This is a genomic window from Roseovarius albus, from assembly GCF_900172335.1.
Lineage (GTDB): Bacteria > Pseudomonadota > Alphaproteobacteria > Rhodobacterales > Rhodobacteraceae > Roseovarius > Roseovarius albus.
The window spans coordinates 187,573-206,232 of record NZ_FWFX01000002.1 but is presented as its reverse complement, the minus strand read 5'-3'; the positions used below and the strand labels follow the sequence as shown (position 1 = coordinate 206,232).

The following is an 18,660-nucleotide window of genomic DNA, read 5'->3' as shown; positions in this document are numbered from 1 at the left end:
ATCTGCGTTTGACTGTTTCACTCATTGGCACGAAAGGCTAGCCTGTATTCCATGGATTCGGCGCTTGATTATCACACCGCAAAAGCCTTGCTGGAATGGCAGGTCGAACTTGGCGCGACCGAGGCGATTTGTGATGCTCCCATCAACCGCTATGAGGCACCTGAAAAACCCAAGCCACGCAAAGCTGTCCCGACCCCGGTGGCGCAAGTGCAAGAGACAAAATCGGACCCTGTCGCCGAAGCGCGAAATACGGCAAAAGCCGCCACCACTCTGCCCGCCTTGCAAGAGGCACTAGTCGCCTACCCACATTGCGACCTCAAACGCGGCGCGCGCAATACCGTCTTTGCCGATGGCAACCCTGCCGCGCGCGTCATGCTGGTGGGCGAGGCCCCGGGACGCGACGAAGATCTGCAAGGTCGCCCCTTTGTCGGGCGCGCAGGCCAACTGCTCGACAAGATGCTGGCGGCGATTGGTCTTTCCCGCACGTCCGATGATCCGGCGCAATCTGCCTATATCACCAATGTTCTGCCATGGCGGCCTCCGCAAAACCGCGACCCCAAGCCGGAAGAGATCGCCATGCTGCTTCCCTTTGTGGAACGGCATGTGGAACTGGCCAACCCTGATGTCATCGTGCTGGTTGGCAATATCAGCTGTCAGGCCGCGCTTGGCCGGCGGGGCATCACCCGCCTGCGCGGGCAATGGACGCAAGCCTACGGCAAACCGGCCCTGCCCATGTTCCATCCCGCTTATTTGCTCCGTAACCCTCATGCCAAACGTGAGGCCTGGGCTGACCTGCTGGAGCTGAAGGCCCGTCTGAAAGACGGCTCATGAAGATCCTCGCTTTTTCCGATCTGCATCATTCTAGCCGCCACGCGGTGAAACTGGTCGAGGCCAGCAAAGACGCTGACTTGGTGATCGGCGCTGGTGACTTCTGCAACATGCGCCGGGGCCTGCCCGAGGCCTTGGAGCTTTTGTCAGGCATCGCCGCCCCAATCATCGCCGTGCCCGGAAATGGCGAAAGCGCGGATGAATTGACCGCCGCCGCCCCCCCCAACATGCTGGTGCTACACGGCACGGGCACCGCTTTCGAAGGTCTGAATATCTTTGGCCTCGGATACGGAATACCGGAAACCCCATTCGGAGATTGGTCCTGTGATCTGAGCGAAGAAGCTGCACTCGACTATCTGGATCAATGCCAACAGGCAGACATTCTGATTCTGCATTCTCCACCCAAAGGCATTGCCGATCAGACCTCAATTGGCCAATCGGTGGGCTCTGTTGCACTCTATGAAGCCATCGAACGGCTCCAGCCCAAGCTCGCCGTCTGTGGCCATATCCACGACAGCTGGGGCCAAACTGGGCTGATCGGGAGCACCAAAGTGGTGAACCTCGGCCCGACAACAAACTGGTTCGACATCTAACCTGCAGGACACATCATGAGCCGCATCGACGACAGCAAAGAGTTTATCCCCGTACGCATTGCCGTTCTGACGGTCAGCGACACCCGCGACATGTCCGACGACCGGTCTGGTGACACCTTGGTAGCCCGGCTCGAAGGAGTAGGGCACATCCTCGCCGCCCGTGCCATCTGCCGGGATGAACGAGACACCATCGCCTACCAGCTCAGAACATGGATCGCGGACCCTGAAATTGACGTCGTGATCTCAACCGGCGGCACTGGCTTGACCGGTCGCGATGTTACGGTCGAAGCGCACCGTGATGTCTACGAGAAGGAAATCGATGCCTTTGGTACAGTATTCACCATCGTTTCGATGAACAAAATCGGCACCAGCGCTGTTCAATCCCGTGCCACCGGCGGCGTAGCCGGTGGCACCTATCTTTTTGCCCTGCCGGGCAGTCCCGGGGCCTGCAAAGACGCTTGGGACGAGATCCTTGCTTATCAGTTGGATTTCCGCCATCGCCCCTGCAATTTCGTGGAAATTATGCCGCGTCTGGATGAGCATTTGAAACGCAAATAATGCGCCTTAGCCCGCCGGGCAGCCCTGAATATCAACTGCGGATTTGCCGCCAATCACTGTCAGTCGAAGCCCCGAACGATTGAGCGAAAATGGGCGTCCATCCGCATGATAAAGCGTGGTTTCGGCATACAATACCCGACCTTCGCGCTTGGTTTCCGCCTGCGCCACCCAGATTTTTGGATCATCCGCTTCGATAGCCACAAATTCCGATTTGCCTTTGCGTGGCAGTGTGATCTTAGCCTTGAGCTTCATGCCATTTTTTACCGGCGTGACCTGACAAGACACATGCGAAACCCCTGATTCCGTTGCCGAATAAGGTTGATCCGCCAGTGCTGCAACAATGCGCGGGTCACGCTTTCCAGCGGTTGACGGCAAGTCCTGAGACACTTTCAGGTTCACGGGCACACAAATATCCTCGCACACACCGATCTCGATATCGCCCCGCAAGGAGATAGATCCCGCCCCTTGCTTCGGCGTGATCTTTAGCGGCAAAATCAGCACATCCTTGTAGCCCACGCTTTGCAAACCGCTTTGGCGAAAGACAATTGGCGTCGGCCAAACAACATGAACACCCGCCAGATTGTCGGACCCCTGCCAGTCAAATCGCGGTGGAATGCCCGCATCACCGGGTGCGCGCCAATAGGTTTTCCAACCGTCCTTCAGCGTAATCTGCAAGGCCGAAACATGTTCGCCATTTGAACCACGCCAGCCTGGCAAAATCCGGGCATCAACTATATCGTCAGCAGGGCCTGCCACAACCGGGGCAGCAAGCGCCAAACACCACGCAGCACAAAGGGTAAATAGAGTTTTTATCATGTCCCTTACTTGGGGCATGCAAAGGGAAATGCCAACTCACATTCCAGCGACAAATATGTCATTTCCCTTGCACTTTGACCGTAAGAGACCCATCATTGAACCATGAGCAGTGATATAGAAAACACAAGCGAAAGCGAAATAGACCTTAGCGGTCAAGTACTTATCGCCATGCCGGGTATGGCTGATCCAAGGTTTGCACAGTCAGTTGTCTTCATGTGCGCCCATTCCGAAGATGGGGCCATGGGGTTGGTCATCAACAAACCCACAGATGAGCTCAAACTCCATGATCTGCTGGAGCAGCTAGAGATCAAAACCGGTCCTGAGACACGCGAAACACCCGTTCATTTTGGCGGCCCCGTAGAACATGGCAGAGGATTTGTTTTACATGAGCATGGCTATCATTCCGCGATTTCGACCATGGATGTGAACACCCAATTCGCGATGACCGCGACCCTTGATATCCTTGAGGATTTCGCCGATGGCCGGGGCCCAGAGCGCGCCATTCTGGCGCTTGGCTATGCTGGTTGGGGGCCCGGGCAGTTGGAATCGGAAATTGCCCAGAATGGCTGGCTCACGGCTGAGGCCGATCAGATGCTGGTGTTTGAAACAGCGGACGCCAACAAATGGGAGGCAGCCCTGAGCAAATTGGGGGTCAGTGCGCTTGCTTTGTCAGCGGATGCCGGGCACGCCTAGGAAACATGCCCGATTTCCAAAATCTTAGACTTTGCTCAACGCATTCAGGACATCCTGAATCAGATCGTCCGTATCTTCGATGCCAACGGACATCCGGATCAGACCGGGAGTGATACCAAGCTCGGCTTTCTGCTCGTCTGAAAGGCGCTGGTGCGTGGTCGTTGCCGGATGTGTTGCAATCGACTTTGCGTCGCCCAGATTGTTGGAAATCACTACAATCTCCAGTGCATTGAGGAAACGAAACGCTCCTTCCTGCCCGCCTTCGATGTCCAGAGCAATTACAGTGCCACCTTTGGTCATCTGTTCAACAACCAGATCATGCTGGGCATGGCTTGAATGTCCCGGATAGATGGCGCGCAAAAGTTTCTTGTGTCCTTGCAGAGAATCCGCAATCGCCAAGGCAGACGCCGCCTGCGCCCGAACCCGCAGATCAATCGTTTCCATACCTTTGAGCATCACCCAGGCATTAAATGGCGACATCGATCCGCCCGTGTGTTTCATGTAGGGCTCGATCGTGCCGCGAATGAATTCTTGTGTCCCCAGAATGACCCCCCCAAGTGCACGACCCTGACCATCGACATGTTTGGTGGTCGAGTAAATCACCACATCCGCCCCCTGCTCCACCGCGCGCGAAAACACCGGGGTCGCAAAAACGTTGTCGATGACCACTTGTGCGCCAACCGCATGCGCCAGTTCGGACACCGCACGGATATCGACAATTTCCAGCGTCGGATTCGCAACAGATTCGAAAAACACCAGTTTGGTGTCTTCCCGGATTGCAGCTTTCCATTGGGCCAGATCCGTGCCGTCAACAAAGGACACTTCGACCCCAAAGCGCGCCAGGATCTCTTCGAGCACGTAGAGACAAGACCCAAACAGCGCCTTTGCCGCAACAACGTGATCGCCCGCGCGAAGCATTGAGGTCAGCGCACCACTTACGGCAGCCATACCACTGGCAGTCGCAAAGGCATCTTCGGTGCCTTCCAAAGCGGCGATACGTTCTTCGAACATCGCTACGGTCGGGTTGCCATAGCGGGCATAGATAAATTCATCAGGACCAGAGTTTATAAACCGCGCCTCGGCGTCCTCGGCAGTTTCATACACAAAGCCCTGCGTCATGAAGATCGCTTCGCTCACCTCGTTGTATTGGCTGCGACGGCTACCCGCGTGAACCAGCTTGGTACGTGTGTTCCAGTCTTTTGTCATCTTCTTCCTCCGGGGCGCCTAACCCATGAAAAAACCCCTAACGCGGTCAAGCGAAAGGGGGCTTTCATCCTGACCTTTTAGCGGTGTTGTTTAACGTGGCCCGCAATCCGGTAACAAATCGCCACGGCGCTGCTTTATCCTTGCGGGCAATTCACGTCAAGGGCCTGCTCAGGCTTGCCCAGAAAAGAGCGACTGCACGGCGGTGCAACAGAGATACTGCATAATAGCTTATTCCTATCGTATTTTCAAAAACAATAGCCTTGAAGCAAATACCCAATGTCCCCATTTCAATGTCACTGAGATCAATGCAAACGGAAAACCCAAGTTTCGATCGCCTGTGCAGGCTTGGGGCTGACGAGGAGGTATCTGCCGTGGCCGTTACAAAACACCTGGGAATCAACGCGATCTCTTCCCGCATCGAAGCGCTCCACAAACGCCATCAAGAGGCTGACCTCCAAGTGCAAGCGGAACAAGTTCGCCTCCGCCCGAACACGCTCATTCTTAAAGGATACAAGCGCCGCAAGTTGCAGTTGAAAGATGAGCTTGTGCATTGCGAAGGCCGCTTGAAAACACTTCTGGCAGGTGCGGCGATGGCTTGATGGCCATGCCCTGCCAGCGTCGGGGTGAGGTGGTGCCTTTCCTCAGGGGGCAACACCTCATCCCGCAGAACCCAAAACCCGAATTCAACAGGTGAAACTATGTTCTATCCAACACTTCGGGATATCCTTCTTGGTGCAAGATTTCTCCATAGCCCTCATATCTCTGAATTGGCCGAAGCCTTGTGCGATGATCAACATTCAGAAGAGTGTCGCAATGTTCAGGCCGAATGCGAAGATGAAGACTCCAACGAATAGACCGGCTGAACTTGCTTAAGATCTGGAGAACAAGCATTCGCACTCAGATGCCCGCAATCGCAAACACGCGTTTCTCGCTGATCGTTCTCAGTACCAAAGCATAGTTACTGAACGCAATGCGTTCTGAAAGGCGCGTTATTATGAAGCTTCTTCGGAGGGTAATACCATCAAGACGGCGAACCAGTAAAACCCATGCAGCAAGATCGCCAGCAGTGGCATTACCGTAATCCAGACCGCCAGAGGTTCTGATGCAATCAGAGTCTCGTTCACGGTGATCACAATCGCCAGCACCAGCGCATTGATTCGCAGCAGTCCGACACGTTTGATCTGGCGACCCGAGTGCTGTTTCAACGGCACCACCCGATCAAGCAGAATCTGTTCGCGCCGCAAACCCAACAACATAACAATTAGCACAAACAAGCATGCACCGGTTAAGACGCGCTGAGTGAAAAGGGGATCATTCAGCCAAAGCTGAATGGCGATCAGCCCAATCACAGCCATGACTGGCCACCGCAGAAGACGGGGCTTATCTTTTTGAATTGTCCCAAGACTTGCCGCGGCTGTGGGCAGGTTTCGCCAGATCATATACCCTTCGGCCACCACAACCGAGATAACAAAGATCGTGTCTTCATCGATCTGGAACTGATGTAAACCAACCCAGAGAATCAGCATGATCACCAAAGGCAGAATATTCCCCGGATTTATCGGGGGCACCGACGAAATTGCGTTCCATAAACGATAAGACAGACTGCTAACCATAATGTTTGCCTACACAGAAATTACGTCAAAAGACTGGCAAACGAATGACTTTCTCTGTCCTTCAACCCTTTGTGAATGCGGTTATTTCGCGCTGTCGTCTTCTGTGCCATGTTGTTGAAACAACTTACCTTGCGTCATGAAGAAAACGAACATCGCCGCTGTCAAACCAAAGGTTTTGAAATAGACCCAAGTTTCCTCGGTCTGTGTGCGCCAGACCAGCTCGTTCAGAACAGCAAGCCCGAAGAAAAACAACATGATCCGTTTGGTCAGAATCATCCAACCCTCGTCCGTCAAGGGCATAAGCCCGTCCATGGCGTATTGCAGATAAGACTGACCACGCATCAGCCCTAACGCCAACGCGCCTCCGAATAGCAGATAAATGATCGTCGGCTTCATCTTGAAGAATTTCGGGTCATTGAACCAGACAGACAACCCACCAAAAACCACGATTAACACTGCCGTGATGATTTGCATTTTCGACAAATGCCCGGTCAATTTCCAGAGTGCCACCATCGACAGCAGAAAGATAGGGATAAAACCAGCGGTCACAACGATAAAACCCTGATATTCAGTCCCGCTGACGGTAAACACATGATCCTTGAGCTTCAGATAAGCCATAAAGAACAACAAAATCGGGCCAAACTCCAACGCGGGTTTTAGCCATTTGGGGGAATTGATTTCGCTCATCTGTCTGTCCTTACTGTCGCGGGCCATCAGCCGCCCATCTCCACTATCACCGCACCTGCGGCAATCAAAGCCATCAATGCAATGCGGCGCGGCCCCACGGTTTCGCGCAGCACCAGCCAGCCGATTATGGCTGCAAACACAGTCGAGGTTTCACGCAGCACCGCCGCCTCTCCGACTTTGTCCAACCGGGTCGCCAGCATGATGGACCCGAATGACATATAGGCAACCAAGCCACCAACAAAACCCCTGAACATCAACGGTGCAGGGGCTGGTGCGTCCGGCATGTGCTTCCAGCGGTAGTAGGCGTAGAATGGGATCACCAACCCATCAAACATGAAAAACCACGCTAGGAAGGTGAAAGGGTCAGCCGTCGCGCGAATGCCGTAAGCATCAAACGTGGTGTAGAGCGCAACGAACACACCAGTTAGCACCGCCAGTCCTAAAGCCGCGATCAATGTCTCTCGCTGCGCCACGATGGTGCGCATGTTGTAAACAGCAAGGCCGTAAATCCCGCAAAGCAGTACCAAGACGCCCAACCACTGAATTGCCGTGAAGGATTCGCCAAAGAGCAGATAGGCCCCGATCACGGTAAACAGCGGCCCCGTCCCCCGCACCACCGGATAAACCACGGTATAGGCCCCACGGGTGTAAGCCATCGCCTGCAGGATCTTGTAGATCAGATGCAATGCCCATGCGCCAAAAAAGATCGGCCACATATGCGGCTCGGGCCAGGGCACCACAAAAAACGCAAACGGTGCCGACATCAGGCAATAGCTGAAATCAATCGCACCACGGGTAAGCCATGGGTCATGCCGCCCCTTTTGCAGCGCGCCAAACACCGCATGCAAAAACGCCGCCCAAATCGCCAGACCCAGCGCCCAATGATGACCGGCCTCAGTGCCTTCAAGCGAGATGAGCCAATCACTCATTGGGAACCGCCAATGTTATGGCGTTTAATTCGCATCCAAACCGGTGAGCGCAGCCGCAAATTCTTCGGGATCAAACGGGGCCAGATCGTCGATCTGCTCGCCCACGCCGATGGCATGGATGGGCAGGCCGAACTTGTCCGCCAATGCCACCAGAACACCGCCCTTAGCAGTGCCGTCGAGCTTGGTCATAACAAGACCTGAGACATCCGCAAGCTTTTGGAATGTCGAAACTTGACTTAGCGCGTTCTGACCTGTGGTGGCGTCCAGTACCAGCAATGTGTTGTGCGGGGCGCTTGGATCTTTCTTGCGGATCACACGAACGATCTTGGCCAGCTCCTCCATCAAATCCTGACGGTTTTGCAAGCGGCCCGCGGTGTCGATCATCAGCAGGTCAGCGCCGTCTTTTTGCGCCTGCTCCATGGCATCAAATGCCAGGCTAGCGGGATCGGAACCTTCGGGTGCTGTCAGAACCGGTACACCTGCGCGGTCGCCCCAAATCTGCAGCTGTTCCACAGCGGCAGCGCGAAAGGTATCGCCGGCCGCGATGACCACCTTTTTACCCGCAGCGCGGAACTGGCTGGCCAGCTTGCCGATGGTTGTGGTTTTGCCAGAGCCGTTGACACCGACCACCAGTACTACCTGTGGTCGGTTCGGATAAAGCGGCATTGGGCGGGCGACTGGTTCCATGATCCGGGCAATCTCGCTGGCCAGAAGCTCTTTGATCTCTTGGGTGGACAGACGTTTGCCCATCCGGCCTTCGGCCATGTTGGCAGTGACGCGCAGGGCAGTATCGACGCCCATGTCAGCGGTGATCAGCAACTCTTCAAGTTGCTCCAACATGTCATCATCGAGCACGCGGCGGACCACGGTTTTCTTGTCGCCACGGCCCAACAAACGGCCCAACAGACCGGGCTTGGCTGGCGCGGGTTGCGTCGGCGCCACAGGAGTTGGCTCCGCCGAGGCTTGAGGCTCCGGCGCGGACGTGATCTCTGGCTCTGGCTCTGGCTCTGGCTCTGGCTCTGGCTCTGGCTCTGGCTCTGGCTCTGGCTCTGGCTCTGGCTCTGGCTCTGGCTCTGGCTCTGGCTCTGGCTCTGGCTCTGGCTCTGGCTCTGGCTCTGGAGTGGGTTCGTTAGGCGCAGCGGGCGTGTCAACAACCACTACAGGCTCGGGTGTTACCACCTCTTCTTCGCCGCCATCCTCGACGATAGCATCCAGCCCTTCCTCAAGCTTTGAGGAAGATTTGAACAGCTTATCCTTGAGCTTTTTGAAAAATGCCATTGCGGCCTCCGATCAACCCTCCTTTTCCCCTAAAGGGTGATGATCAGATTGAAAAGAGCGGCTGCGCAAAGCCTGCCCCGATCAAGATCCCCGCCTGCCCCAAAACATAGAAAATCCACAGCGCGATCTCACTTGGGATGCGCAGGCGGGAGTCTGGAGGCAAGCGAAACAGGTTGATCGCCAAAATCAGATCCGACAAGATAAAGGCAAAGGCCCCAAGCACTGCAATCTCGCGCCCGCTCAGCCCCAATGCCGCACAACCCATTACCGTGATCAGCAAAACATAGATCCGCACAGGCCAAGCCATGTCATCAGTGTACGGGATCAACCAGCGTTCTGTCGACACAGCCAACACCACAAGCAGCACAGCAGGCAACCACGTCAAATCCGCCAGCGACGCCATTGGCAGAAAATGCGCGATGTAAAAGACATGCGCCGCAGCGAAGGCGATCAAGCCGGTGAGAAAGCTCTTTTTGCCATCGCGCGACAGGAACGCATCACCAATCGCAGATACCAGCAACCCAAGCACCACAAGCGGTGCCGCAAAATTCACGTATCCCGCAACCGCAAAGGCAAGCGGTGTCAGGACCTTAATGAAGGTTTTGAGCGTCGATGGCCCGCGATAGCAGAAGAAAAACGCAAAGATAATCGCAGCCAGAAAACCAAAAGACAGCCCACCAAACATGATGGACTGTCTCAAGGCGATTTCTTCAAAAACGGTCATCTGTGCTCTTGCCTCAAGGTCTTTGAGAGCAGTTAACCTTGTCTTGTGCGGCCTGTCCCGGATGCCGTTACGTCAGCGCCCGGAATGGCAGATCTCAGCTTACACCTCGTCTGGGAAGTGCTTCATTGTCAGGCGGATCGGGTTTGGTGCCGCTTGACCCAGACCACAGATCGAAGCGTCACCCATCGCGGTGCACAGCTCTTCCAGCAGCGGTTGATCCCATGTGTCGGCCTGCATCAGCTTGACGGCTTTTTCGCAACCCACACGGCACGGCGTGCACTGACCACAGCTTTCATCCTCGAAGAAGCGCAGCATATTCAGCGCGGCATCTTTGGCGCTGTCCTGATCGCTAAGCACGACAACAGCCGCCGAACCGATGAACGTGCCATGCGGCTGAAGCGTGTCGAAATCAAGCGGCACATCATCCATCGACGCAGGCAGCAGGCCCGATGAAGGACCACCCGGCTGGTAAGCCTTGAAGCTGCAGCCATCAAGCATGCCACCGCAGGCCTCGATGATGTCGGTGATGGTCGAACCGGCTGGCAGCAGGTGTACGCCCGGGTTCTTGACACGGCCCGAAACCGAGTAGGAACGCAGGCCTTTGCGGCCATTTTTCTCAACACTGCTGAGGATGTCTTTGCCTTCCCGCAGCACGCGCGCGACCCAATAAAGGGTTTCAACGTTGTTCACCAAGGTCGGACGGTTGAAGATCCCGACCTGCGCCACGAATGGCGGGCGGTGACGTGGCAGGCCGCGCTTGCCTTCGATCGATTCGATCATCGCGCTTTCTTCGCCGCAGATATAGGCCCCGGCACCGCGGCGCAGGTCGATATAGCCCGGCTCGACAATGCCCGCCTCTTCCAGTGCCGCAATTTCTTTTGCCAGAATCTTCAGCACGGCAGGATATTCGTCGCGCATGTAGATAAAGCATTTTTCAGCCTCAACCGCCCAAGCACCGATCAGCATGCCTTCAAGGAACGGATGCGGCGTGCGCTCAAGATAATAGCGGTCTTTGAAGGTGCCCGGCTCGCCCTCGTCACCGTTTACGGCCAGATAGCGAGGGCCTGCTTCGGCCCGGACAAAACCCCATTTACGACCCGATGGGAATCCCGCTCCGCCCAGACCACGCAAGCCAGAATCCAGCAACTCCTGTTGAACCGTTTCAAAATCACCACCAGCACGCAGCTCGGCCAGCTTGGCGTAACCGCCATCGGCCTTATATGCGGCAAAGTCTTCATATTCGGGCACATGCGCATGGGTATCATCGGCAGCAATCGCAGCCTGCACTTTTTCCGGTGTGGCGTGATCGATATGATTGTGACCGATTTCCAGTACCGGCGCAGTGTCACACCGCCCCATGCAGGGCGCGCGCAGCACCCGCACTTGCGAGGCATCTAGACCGTCCTCAAGCGCCTTTTGCAATTGCTCGGCGCCCGCCAATTCGCAGCTCAGCGAATCGCAGACACGAATGGTCAGCGCGGGCGGGGGTGTCTCGCCCTCTTTAACCACATCAAAGTGAGCATAGAAGGTGGCAACCTCGTAAATTTCGGCCTGACCGATCCGCATTTCTTCAGCCAGAGCCCGCAAATGCGCTGCTGAAAGGTGGCCAAAACGGTCTTGGATCAGGTGCAGAAACTCAATCAGCAGATCACGGTCACGCGGGGTATCGCCCAGCAGGTCGCGGACCTCTTCCCAGGCTGTGTCATCCACTTGACGGCCTTTGGGTGTTTTACGCCCTTTGCCTTTACCCGATTTCCACACGCCCTTGCGATCGTCCAGTGCCATGAGATGCCCTCTGTCTTTGTCTGGCCTGCACAGATACAAGGGAGATGCCGCCAAGGCGAGACCAAAAGCGACATGAAGTCCCTAATAAACGCTGGAAATTCACCCGATCCGGCACCAATGTCGTGGATAGGAAACCGGACAATGGTCGCGGTAACGGTTATCGGTAACATCTTGATGAGCTGACGTTATGAAATTTTGCGCATTTATCTTCTGTTTGGTTGGCTGGCCGCTGGCCATCAATGCCCAACCATTGATGAGTGCACAGGAGTTTGAAGCCTATACCGAGTCCAAGACTTTCTACTATGGTTCGGATGGGAATGCCTATGGCGCCGAGGAATATCTAAAAAACCGCCGGGTGCGCTGGTCTTTCCTCGATGGCGAATGCCAAGAAGGATATTGGTACCCTGAGGGCGATCTGATCTGCTTTCGCTACGATGAAACACCCGAGCCGCAATGCTGGAGCTTTGCCCAATCCGGCGGCGGGCTGGTGGCCCGGTTTGAAAACGACCCGACCAGCACCACGCTCTACGAGGTAGAACAAAGCTCAGAGCCATTGCTGTGTCTGGGGCCCAAAATCGGGGTTTAGAATAGGCTGCCTTGATCGTCTGAAGACGGCATTGCTTTTCGAGGCTTAGGCGCTGTCTTCGCGACTGGGCTGCCACCCACCTGCACCGGTAGAACACCATCGGCGAACTGCACGTCGAGCGCGGCTTCTTTTTGCGCTTTTTCCTTGGTTGTCAGCACCTTGTCACCCTTGCGCACCACCGCATAGCCACGATTCAGCGTGGCTTCATAGCCAACTGTTTGACGCAAGCGCTCCAACCCCTCCAGCCGGTCGCGCCATGTACCAACTTGTCGAGTGGCTGCCGTGTTGAATCGCGCACCAATCTGGGCCAAATCCTTTTGGCGGCGGGCGTTTTCCCGCAGCAGCGCCTCAGGGTTCAAACGTGCCGATAATTGCGCCAACCGACGCGTGTCATTGTCCAACCCACGACGCAGCAAACCAGGTCGCAGGGCTCCGGCGCGTTCCAGCAGATGCACCCGTTTGCGCTGGACCAGCCCGGTGAGCATGGCCGGTAGGCGCTCGGCCTGCAGGTCTAGCCGCTGGCGTGGCCCTTCCAGCAAACTGTCGGGGCGCGGCAAGGCGCGAGAGAGATCCCGCAAGCGTTGTTGTCGGCGGCTCAACCCGGATGTCAAAGCATGGGTCAGCCGCGCGTCTTGCTCGCCCAGCCAGGCCAACAGGTCCAAGCGCACCGGCACCGCCAGCTCAGCAGCTGCTGTGGGCGTCGGCGCACGTTGGTCGGACACATAGTCAATCAGTGTTGTATCGGTTTCGTGGCCGACAGCAGAGATCACCGGAATTTCAGATTCAGCCACCGCGCGGGCGGCTGAATCTTCATTGAAGCCCCAAAGGTCCTCGATCGATCCGCCTCCACGCGCCACGATGATCAGATCGGGCCGAGGAAGCGCTCCGCCCGGGGTAAATTGGTTAAAGCCACGCACCGCGGCCGAGACCTCGGGCGCACAGCGATCACCCTGCACTGCCACAGGCCAGATCAGCACCTTGCGCGGAAATCGGTCGCGCAGCCGGTGTAGAATGTCCCGAATGACCGCGCCAGAGGGTGAGGTGACCACCCCGATCACACCCGGCAGATACGGCAAGCGCTTCTTGCGCGACGCCTCAAACAATCCCTCGCTGGCGAGCTGCTTTTTGCGCTTTTCCAACAGCGCCATCAACGCGCCCTGTCCCGCAACCGCGACCTCATCAACGTTCATGTTGTATTTGGACTGCGCCCCAAACGCCGTGAGACGGCCGGTGACAACCACCTCAAGACCTTCTTCGGGCACCACAGACAAGCCGGACACCTGCCCTTTCCAAGTGGTGCAGGCCAGCACACTTTTGTCATCCTTGACGTCATAATAGAGATGCCCGGATCGCGCCTTGAACACCCGTCCCACTTCACCCTTCACCCGGATACGCCCAAAGGTGCCCTCAAGCGTGCGCTTCACCTCACCCGATATCTCGGACACGGTGAATTCTGGCATGTTCTGACCCGGATGCGGGTCGTCGATCAGGTCTGACATATTGGCTGCCTTATGACGGGGGTGTCTTGTGTCGTTTGCCAAGCCAGCTTAGAACGCCCGGCAAGCAAGGCCAAGCAGATCGGAGCCCCTGAACATGAATATTCTCATCCTCGGCAGTGGCGGGCGTGAACATGCGCTGGCATGGGCGGTCATGCAGAACCCCAAATGCGACAAACTAATCGCCGCCCCTGGCAACCCGGGCATGGCACAGATTGCTGAATGCGCCGCACTGGATATCGAGGATGGGGCCACCGTGGCCACCTTCTGCAGCGAAAACACGATTGATTTTGTCATTGTCGGCCCCGAGGCCCCGCTGGCGGCTGGCGTAGCTGACCGGCTGCGCGAAGCGGGCATTTTGACCTTCGGCCCCTCGCAAGCGGCGGCTCAGCTAGAAGCCTCAAAGAATTTCACCAAAGAAATCTGCGATGCGGCCAAGGCCCCCACCGCAGGCTACGGCCATTTCACCAATTCCGAGGCGGCCAAGGCCTACATTCGCGAACAGGGCGCACCCATTGTAGTCAAAGCCGATGGTCTGGCCGCAGGCAAAGGCGTAATCGTGGCCGAGACCGAAGAGCAAGCGCTTGCCGCCATTGACGACATGTTCGGCGGCACCTTTGGCGGCGCGGGCGCCGAGGTCGTGATCGAAGAATTCATGGAAGGCGAGGAAGCCTCGCTTTTCGTTTTAGTGGACGGTGAAGACGTTCTGGCCATCGGCACCGCACAAGACCACAAGCGCGTTGGTGAAGGCGACACCGGCCCCAACACTGGCGGCATGGGCGCCTATTCCCCTGCGCCAGTTTTGTCGGCCGAGATTGAAGCCAAGGCGATGGATGAAATCGTGCGCCCCACGATGAAGGCGATGGCTGATCGTGGTATGCCCTATCAGGGTGTCTTGTACGCCGGATTGATGATCAAAGACGGCCAGCCCCGCTTGGTCGAATACAACGTGCGCTTTGGTGATCCAGAGTGTCAGGTGCTGATGATGCGTCTGGGCGCACAGGCGCTGGACCTGATGCAGGCCGCAGCCGAGGGGCGTCTGGACAAGGCACAGGTCAATTGGGCCGATGATCATGCGATGACCGTGGTTCTCGCCGCCGAAGGTTACCCCGGATCATACGAAAAGGGCACAGTGATCAACGGCTTGGGCAATTGCCCTGAAGACAGCAAGAATATGGTGTTCCACGCGGGCACATCCGCACGCGATGGCCAGATCGTCGCTACTGGTGGCCGGGTACTGAACGTCACCGCACGCGGGGCAAACCTGCAAGAGGCGCGTGATCGCGCCTACGCCATGGTTGATCAGATTGATTGGCCACAAGGGTTCCACCGCCGTGACATCGGCTGGCGAGCTTTGTAACAGGACAGGAGCAACGCCATGATCGTACGCGACAAACCCGGGTTCTGGCAGTTGCTTTTCGCCATGCGCGGCTCGGTTCTGCCGCGCATTTTGCCACGTGTATTGGGCGTCAGCGTTCTGGCCGCCATTTTGGTGGCCATCGACAAATACGGCGTCACCCTGCCCCACACCAACGCCGCGCCCTTCGCTGTCTTTGGCGTGGCCCTGTCGCTATTTCTGGGCTTTCGCAACAATGCCGCCTATGACCGCTGGTGGGAAGGGCGCAAGCTCTGGGGGCAACTAGTCGCTGATCTACGCAGTCTGGGGCGCGAGGCTCAGATGTTCCTACCCGACGGTGCAGTCCGCGAGCGGTTGATCCGGCTGGCCTTGGGCTTCGTCCACCTGCACCGGATCAATCTGCGGCGTCTCTCTGATACGCAGGCCGCCAAAGACTGGTGCGAAACCGATTTCGCCGAGGCCCCCCATCCCCCCTGCGCTGCGCTCAATCAGATGGGTGCAGAGATCACACAGGTCGAAGTCGATGGCTTTGCCCGCAAAGCACTGAGCGAACGGTTGGGTTCCATCGCGCTCGCTCAAGCAGGCTGCGAGCGCATCGCCACAACACCATTGCCCTATGTCTATTCCTTGCTGATCTTCCGCACGACCTATCTCTATTGCTTGCTCCTGCCTTTTGGCCTGCTCGAAGGCGCAGGTTGGCTGACGCCGTTATTTGTTGGCGTGGTCGCGTATATGTTCTTTGGCTTGGCCGAGGTTACCGAAGAACTGGCCGATCCCTTTGGGGAAACTGTGAACGGCCTGCCGTTGGATGCAATGTGCCGCACAATCGAGATCAGCCTGACTCCACATTTGGGGCTCGAGCCACCCAAACCCTTGTCGCCCAAAAACTTCTATCTTAGCTGACCTTCAAGACAAGCGCGCGCCTGTCCACTATGAGATCGGTACGCCCTCGCACACGACCGGCTCGTCGCTGTATTTTGATGCGATTTGGATCTGCCAGTCTTTACCGGACAGAACCGTCAATTGCCCCTCAAGAATATGCGGAAGCCAACAATTGTCAGCCTCGGGGAAATCTTCATAGAGAAAGCACAGATATGGCCCGCGTATTTCGATTTGCCCATAGGTGCATCGGCCTGTCTCATCTGCCCAAACGGACTGATCCCGCCGCAGGTACTGCTCTACTCCAGTTCGCTGTCTTGAAACGCGGTCGATGAAAGTAACCGTTTTTCCGACCACCTGATCCAAGAATGCGTCTGGTGAAATACGGTCCTGCGCTCCGGCAGCAGGAACCGCACAAAAGAAAAAGAGAGCTGCTATCAGCCCTCTATTCAACACTATTGCAGGGTCACGCAACAAAGTGCCACAAGCACTCGAAACCGCCCAAAGATGCATCAGATCTGTTTTTCCGGCATCTGAACAACCAGCCCGTCCAGCGCATCGGTCACTTTGATCTGGCAGGTCAGGCGCGAGCGGGAGGGATCAGGCTCAAATGCGAAGTCGAGCATGTCTTCTTCCATATCGTCCTTGGCCGGAACCTTTTCCGCCCAATCGGCATGTACATAGACGTGGCAAGTCGAACAGGCACAGGCACCGCCACAATCAGCTTCGATACCGGGGATGTTGTTATCGCGCGCGCCTTCCATCACGGTCAGGCCATTGGCCACTTCGACGACGTGTTCCGTGCCGTTGTGCTCGATATAGGTAATTTTCGCCATGAGTCGGGACTCCGCTAAACTTATGATTCAGGTGTTCCTACAAAAGCGCGGCCCTTGAGGCCAGCCCCTTTTGCGACATAGATCTGAAAGAGTTGCGACAAAAACCATGCCTTATGCCATTCCGCCCTTGATCAGACGATCCGCCAGTTGCGCATAGGCCTGTGCAATGGGTCCATCGCCCGCGGCAATCGGCGTCCCATCATCCCCTGCCAGACGAGTATCGAGATCGATCGGCAAGGCTCCAAGGAACGGAAGCCCCAGCCTGCCAGCCTCATCCTTTACACCACCATGGCCAAAGATTTGCGCCTCGTGCCCACATTTGGGGCAATGGAACGTCGACATGTTTTCAATCAGGCCCAGCACGGGCGTCTTCAACGTGTTGAACATATCCAGCGCCTTGCGCGCATCCAATAGGGCCACATCCTGCGGTGTCGAAACAACCAGCGCGCCTGTGGGTGCCGCGCGTTGGCACAGGGTCAGTTGCACGTCACCAGTGCCGGGAGGCATATCGACGATCAAAACGTCCAGCTCGCCCCAACGGACCTGAGACATCATCTGCTGCAACGCCCCCATCAACATCGGCCCGCGCCAGACCACCGCCTTATCCGGGTCCAGCATCAGCCCGATTGACATCATCGTCACGCCGTGGGCCTGCAGGGGTTCGATTATCTTGCCATCAGGGCTGGCCGGGCGCTTGTTGACCCCCATCATGCGCGGCTGCGAGGGACCATAGATATCGGCATCCAGCAAGCCAACCTTGCGGCCTTGCTTGGCCAGTGCCACAGCCAGATTTGAAGACACCGTGGATTTGCCGACGCCGCCTTTTCCCGAAGCCACAGCCAGAATGGACTTTACCCCTGATGGCCGGATGGAATTATCCCCCCCGGTCGGGTGACCACCCATCTTGAGGCTAGGTGCCGGTCCTTTAGGGTCCGTAGGTTTCTTGACTGGACTCGCCTCATGTGCGGTCAGAATGACACTTGCCTTGGTGATCCCGAGAACGGACAGCGCCGCTCGTTCCGCCGCCGCGCGCAGCGGTTCCATCTGCTGCGCCATCTCGGCTGAAGGCGCTTCGATCACAAACTTTGCCACGCCATCTTCAATCGACACCGCCCGCACCATATCGCGCGACACCAGCGTGCCGCCGCCCGGCAATTCCAGTCGGTTCAGCTCTGCCAGCAAATCCTGTTTCAAGTCGCTCATCTCAGGTCTCCATCCATTTGCGGCATAGGTGGCAGAATTTTCCCGCTCTGCAAGGGGGCAACGCCGCAATGTCGTAGAATTCACCAAATGTGTCGGAGGTATGACCTAAGGTCAGCCAAACTCCGCAGAGTCATGCGCGTGACGCATATCGGGATTGCGATCTCATCCGTTGTGCACCCGCAGCATTCGACTATTTTCAGTTTCAACAACAGCGCCACTTTCGGCGCATGACCCAAGGATGAAGAACATGGCATTCGCAACCGAAACCCGCACCGATAGCCTCGCGCTTGAAATCAGCGCAGGCGTTCACAAGCTGATGCAGAACGTCGCCGATTATCGCGCCTACCGCACAACCGTGCGTGAGCTGTCCAAATTGGACAGCAAGACACTGGCCGATATGGGCATTTACCGCGCCGGCATTCACGCCGCAGCACGCGAAGCAGTCTACGGTTAAGACCACAGCAGAATACGGGCGCAATCCTCCTCCTCCCTTCCCGCGCCTGTTACCGGATCAATTTGCCTTTCAGATTGATCCACCCCCTTTGCGAATGGCCCCTCCTCCTCCCTGGGCCGGACGTAATCAGAACGGCGGC

At 56.8% G+C, this 18,660-nt stretch carries 21 protein-coding genes and 1 riboswitch; of the genes, 9 read left to right on the top strand and 12 right to left on the bottom strand.

Annotated features, from left to right (window positions below; translation table 11 throughout):
* Positions 1-51: 51 nt before the first annotated feature.
* The 3 genes from ROA7450_RS03740 to moaB are packed head-to-tail and all read left to right on the top strand — an operon-like array spanning position 52 to position 1,979.
* Positions 52-831, top strand: a complete 780-nt coding sequence (locus ROA7450_RS03740; protein WP_085804330.1) for a uracil-DNA glycosylase — start codon at positions 52-54, stop codon at positions 829-831.
* Positions 828-1,421, top strand: coding sequence for a metallophosphoesterase family protein (locus ROA7450_RS03735; protein ID WP_085804329.1), 594 nt, complete (start codon positions 828-830; stop codon positions 1,419-1,421). The genes ROA7450_RS03740 and ROA7450_RS03735 overlap by 4 nt, the downstream gene beginning before the upstream one ends.
* 15 nt (positions 1,422-1,436) lie before the next feature.
* Entirely contained in the window at positions 1,437-1,979 is a 543-nt protein-coding gene (moaB, locus tag ROA7450_RS03730; protein WP_085804328.1) for a molybdenum cofactor biosynthesis protein B, read from the top strand.
* Between the two features lie 6 nt (positions 1,980-1,985).
* Here moaB and ROA7450_RS03725 read toward each other — a convergent pair whose 3' ends face one another.
* Positions 1,986-2,795, bottom strand: coding sequence for a protein-disulfide reductase DsbD domain-containing protein (locus ROA7450_RS03725; RefSeq protein WP_085804327.1), 810 nt, complete (start codon positions 2,793-2,795; stop codon positions 1,986-1,988).
* A 102-nt stretch (positions 2,796-2,897) separates the two neighbouring features.
* On the opposite strand from ROA7450_RS03725, the gene ROA7450_RS03720 reads away from it, so the two are divergent.
* The gene (locus ROA7450_RS03720) at positions 2,898-3,488 is read left to right on the top strand and encodes a YqgE/AlgH family protein (RefSeq protein WP_085804326.1); all 591 of its coding nucleotides are present in this window, start codon (positions 2,898-2,900) and stop codon (positions 3,486-3,488) included.
* Positions 3,489-3,512: 24 nt separating this feature from the next.
* Here the strand turns inward: ROA7450_RS03720 and metZ are convergent, their stop codons facing one another.
* Positions 3,513-4,694, bottom strand: a complete 1,182-nt coding sequence (gene metZ, locus ROA7450_RS03715; RefSeq protein WP_085804325.1) for an O-succinylhomoserine sulfhydrylase — start codon at positions 4,692-4,694, stop codon at positions 3,513-3,515.
* A 57-nt stretch (positions 4,695-4,751) separates the two neighbouring features.
* A riboswitch (SAM riboswitch) is annotated at positions 4,752-4,829 on the bottom strand.
* Positions 4,830-4,984: 155 nt separating this feature from the next.
* Here metZ and ROA7450_RS03710 point away from each other — a divergent pair.
* Positions 4,985-5,293: a YdcH family protein gene (locus ROA7450_RS03710; protein ID WP_143534351.1), complete on the top strand. Its 309-nt coding sequence runs from the start codon at positions 4,985-4,987 to the stop codon at positions 5,291-5,293.
* Positions 5,294-5,686: 393 nt separating this feature from the next.
* Here the strand turns inward: ROA7450_RS03710 and ROA7450_RS03705 are convergent, their stop codons facing one another.
* From ROA7450_RS03705 to ROA7450_RS03680, 6 genes are all read right to left on the bottom strand, one after another.
* A complete protein-coding gene (locus ROA7450_RS03705; protein ID WP_143534350.1) occupies positions 5,687-6,220 on the bottom strand; it encodes a hypothetical protein in 534 nt (177 codons plus the stop codon).
* Positions 6,221-6,388: 168 nt separating this feature from the next.
* Complete coding sequence (locus tag ROA7450_RS03700) at positions 6,389-6,994, bottom strand: inner membrane-spanning protein YciB (protein WP_085804635.1); 606 nt, start codon at positions 6,992-6,994, stop codon at positions 6,389-6,391.
* Positions 6,995-7,020: 26 nt separating this feature from the next.
* Complete coding sequence (locus ROA7450_RS03695) at positions 7,021-7,923, bottom strand: EamA family transporter (protein WP_085804322.1); 903 nt, start codon at positions 7,921-7,923, stop codon at positions 7,021-7,023.
* 24 nt (positions 7,924-7,947) lie between these two features.
* Positions 7,948-9,201 (bottom strand): signal recognition particle-docking protein FtsY, encoded by a 1,254-nt coding sequence (gene ftsY, locus ROA7450_RS03690; protein ID WP_085804321.1) that lies wholly within the window; start codon positions 9,199-9,201, stop codon positions 7,948-7,950.
* A gap of 43 nt (positions 9,202-9,244) precedes the next feature.
* Positions 9,245-9,925, bottom strand: a complete 681-nt coding sequence (locus ROA7450_RS03685) for a lysoplasmalogenase (RefSeq protein WP_085804320.1) — start codon at positions 9,923-9,925, stop codon at positions 9,245-9,247.
* Between the two features lie 99 nt (positions 9,926-10,024).
* Positions 10,025-11,710, bottom strand: coding sequence for an NAD(P)H-dependent oxidoreductase subunit E (locus ROA7450_RS03680; protein ID WP_085804319.1), 1,686 nt, complete (start codon positions 11,708-11,710; stop codon positions 10,025-10,027).
* 187 nt (positions 11,711-11,897) lie between these two features.
* On the opposite strand from ROA7450_RS03680, the gene ROA7450_RS03675 reads away from it, so the two are divergent.
* On the top strand, positions 11,898-12,296 hold the full coding sequence (locus tag ROA7450_RS03675; RefSeq protein WP_085804318.1) for a hypothetical protein: 399 nt from the start codon (positions 11,898-11,900) through the stop codon (positions 12,294-12,296).
* On the opposite strand, the gene xseA is transcribed toward ROA7450_RS03675, so the two are convergent.
* On the bottom strand, positions 12,293-13,795 hold the full coding sequence (gene xseA / locus ROA7450_RS03670) for an exodeoxyribonuclease VII large subunit (protein WP_085804317.1): 1,503 nt from the start codon (positions 13,793-13,795) through the stop codon (positions 12,293-12,295). The genes ROA7450_RS03675 and xseA overlap by 4 nt on opposite strands.
* Before the next feature lie 94 nt (positions 13,796-13,889).
* On the opposite strand from xseA, the gene purD reads away from it, so the two are divergent.
* Positions 13,890-15,152: a phosphoribosylamine--glycine ligase gene (purD, locus tag ROA7450_RS03665; RefSeq protein WP_085804316.1), complete on the top strand. Its 1,263-nt coding sequence runs from the start codon at positions 13,890-13,892 to the stop codon at positions 15,150-15,152.
* An 18-nt stretch (positions 15,153-15,170) separates the two neighbouring features.
* A complete protein-coding gene (locus ROA7450_RS03660) occupies positions 15,171-16,052 on the top strand; it encodes a bestrophin family protein (protein ID WP_085804315.1) in 882 nt (293 codons plus the stop codon).
* A 27-nt stretch (positions 16,053-16,079) separates the two neighbouring features.
* Here the strand turns inward: ROA7450_RS03660 and ROA7450_RS03655 are convergent, their stop codons facing one another.
* The 3 genes from ROA7450_RS03655 to ROA7450_RS03645 form a co-directional block, all read right to left on the bottom strand.
* Positions 16,080-16,484: a hypothetical protein gene (locus tag ROA7450_RS03655; protein ID WP_143534349.1), complete on the bottom strand. Its 405-nt coding sequence runs from the start codon at positions 16,482-16,484 to the stop codon at positions 16,080-16,082.
* A 56-nt stretch (positions 16,485-16,540) separates the two neighbouring features.
* A complete protein-coding gene (locus ROA7450_RS03650; RefSeq protein ID WP_085804313.1) occupies positions 16,541-16,864 on the bottom strand; it encodes a 2Fe-2S iron-sulfur cluster-binding protein in 324 nt (107 codons plus the stop codon).
* A gap of 111 nt (positions 16,865-16,975) precedes the next feature.
* A complete protein-coding gene (locus ROA7450_RS03645) occupies positions 16,976-18,067 on the bottom strand; it encodes an Mrp/NBP35 family ATP-binding protein (RefSeq protein WP_085804312.1) in 1,092 nt (363 codons plus the stop codon).
* Between the two features lie 247 nt (positions 18,068-18,314).
* On the opposite strand from ROA7450_RS03645, the gene ROA7450_RS03640 reads away from it, so the two are divergent.
* On the top strand, positions 18,315-18,521 hold the full coding sequence (locus tag ROA7450_RS03640; protein WP_159453990.1) for a DUF1127 domain-containing protein: 207 nt from the start codon (positions 18,315-18,317) through the stop codon (positions 18,519-18,521).
* The last annotated feature ends 139 nt before the right edge of the window (positions 18,522-18,660 follow it).

Coding starts and splice junctions, on each gene's coding strand:
- ROA7450_RS03740 (WP_085804330.1), top strand. CDS start 52: ATGGATTCGGCGCTTGATTATCACACCGCAAAAGCCTTGCTGGAATGG.
- ROA7450_RS03725 (WP_085804327.1), bottom strand. CDS start 2,795: ATGATAAAAACTCTATTTACCCTTTGTGCTGCGTGGTGTTTGGCGCTT.
- ROA7450_RS03735 (WP_085804329.1), top strand. CDS start 828: ATGAAGATCCTCGCTTTTTCCGATCTGCATCATTCTAGCCGCCACGCG.
- moaB (WP_085804328.1), top strand. CDS start 1,437: ATGAGCCGCATCGACGACAGCAAAGAGTTTATCCCCGTACGCATTGCC.
- ROA7450_RS03705 (WP_143534350.1), bottom strand. CDS start 6,220: ATGCTGATTCTCTGGGTTGGTTTACATCAGTTCCAGATCGATGAAGAC.
- ROA7450_RS03640 (WP_159453990.1), top strand. CDS start 18,315: ATGGCATTCGCAACCGAAACCCGCACCGATAGCCTCGCGCTTGAAATC.
- ROA7450_RS03720 (WP_085804326.1), top strand. CDS start 2,898: ATGAGCAGTGATATAGAAAACACAAGCGAAAGCGAAATAGACCTTAGC.
- ROA7450_RS03675 (WP_085804318.1), top strand. CDS start 11,898: ATGAAATTTTGCGCATTTATCTTCTGTTTGGTTGGCTGGCCGCTGGCC.
- ROA7450_RS03650 (WP_085804313.1), bottom strand. CDS start 16,864: ATGGCGAAAATTACCTATATCGAGCACAACGGCACGGAACACGTCGTC.
- ROA7450_RS03685 (WP_085804320.1), bottom strand. CDS start 9,925: ATGACCGTTTTTGAAGAAATCGCCTTGAGACAGTCCATCATGTTTGGT.
- xseA (WP_085804317.1), bottom strand. CDS start 13,795: ATGTCAGACCTGATCGACGACCCGCATCCGGGTCAGAACATGCCAGAA.
- ROA7450_RS03660 (WP_085804315.1), top strand. CDS start 15,171: ATGATCGTACGCGACAAACCCGGGTTCTGGCAGTTGCTTTTCGCCATG.
- purD (WP_085804316.1), top strand. CDS start 13,890: ATGAATATTCTCATCCTCGGCAGTGGCGGGCGTGAACATGCGCTGGCA.
- ROA7450_RS03700 (WP_085804635.1), bottom strand. CDS start 6,994: ATGAGCGAAATCAATTCCCCCAAATGGCTAAAACCCGCGTTGGAGTTT.
- metZ (WP_085804325.1), bottom strand. CDS start 4,694: ATGACAAAAGACTGGAACACACGTACCAAGCTGGTTCACGCGGGTAGC.
- ROA7450_RS03710 (WP_143534351.1), top strand. CDS start 4,985: ATGTCACTGAGATCAATGCAAACGGAAAACCCAAGTTTCGATCGCCTG.
- ROA7450_RS03680 (WP_085804319.1), bottom strand. CDS start 11,710: ATGGCACTGGACGATCGCAAGGGCGTGTGGAAATCGGGTAAAGGCAAA.
- ftsY (WP_085804321.1), bottom strand. CDS start 9,201: ATGGCATTTTTCAAAAAGCTCAAGGATAAGCTGTTCAAATCTTCCTCA.
- ROA7450_RS03645 (WP_085804312.1), bottom strand. CDS start 18,067: ATGAGCGACTTGAAACAGGATTTGCTGGCAGAGCTGAACCGACTGGAA.
- ROA7450_RS03695 (WP_085804322.1), bottom strand. CDS start 7,923: ATGAGTGATTGGCTCATCTCGCTTGAAGGCACTGAGGCCGGTCATCAT.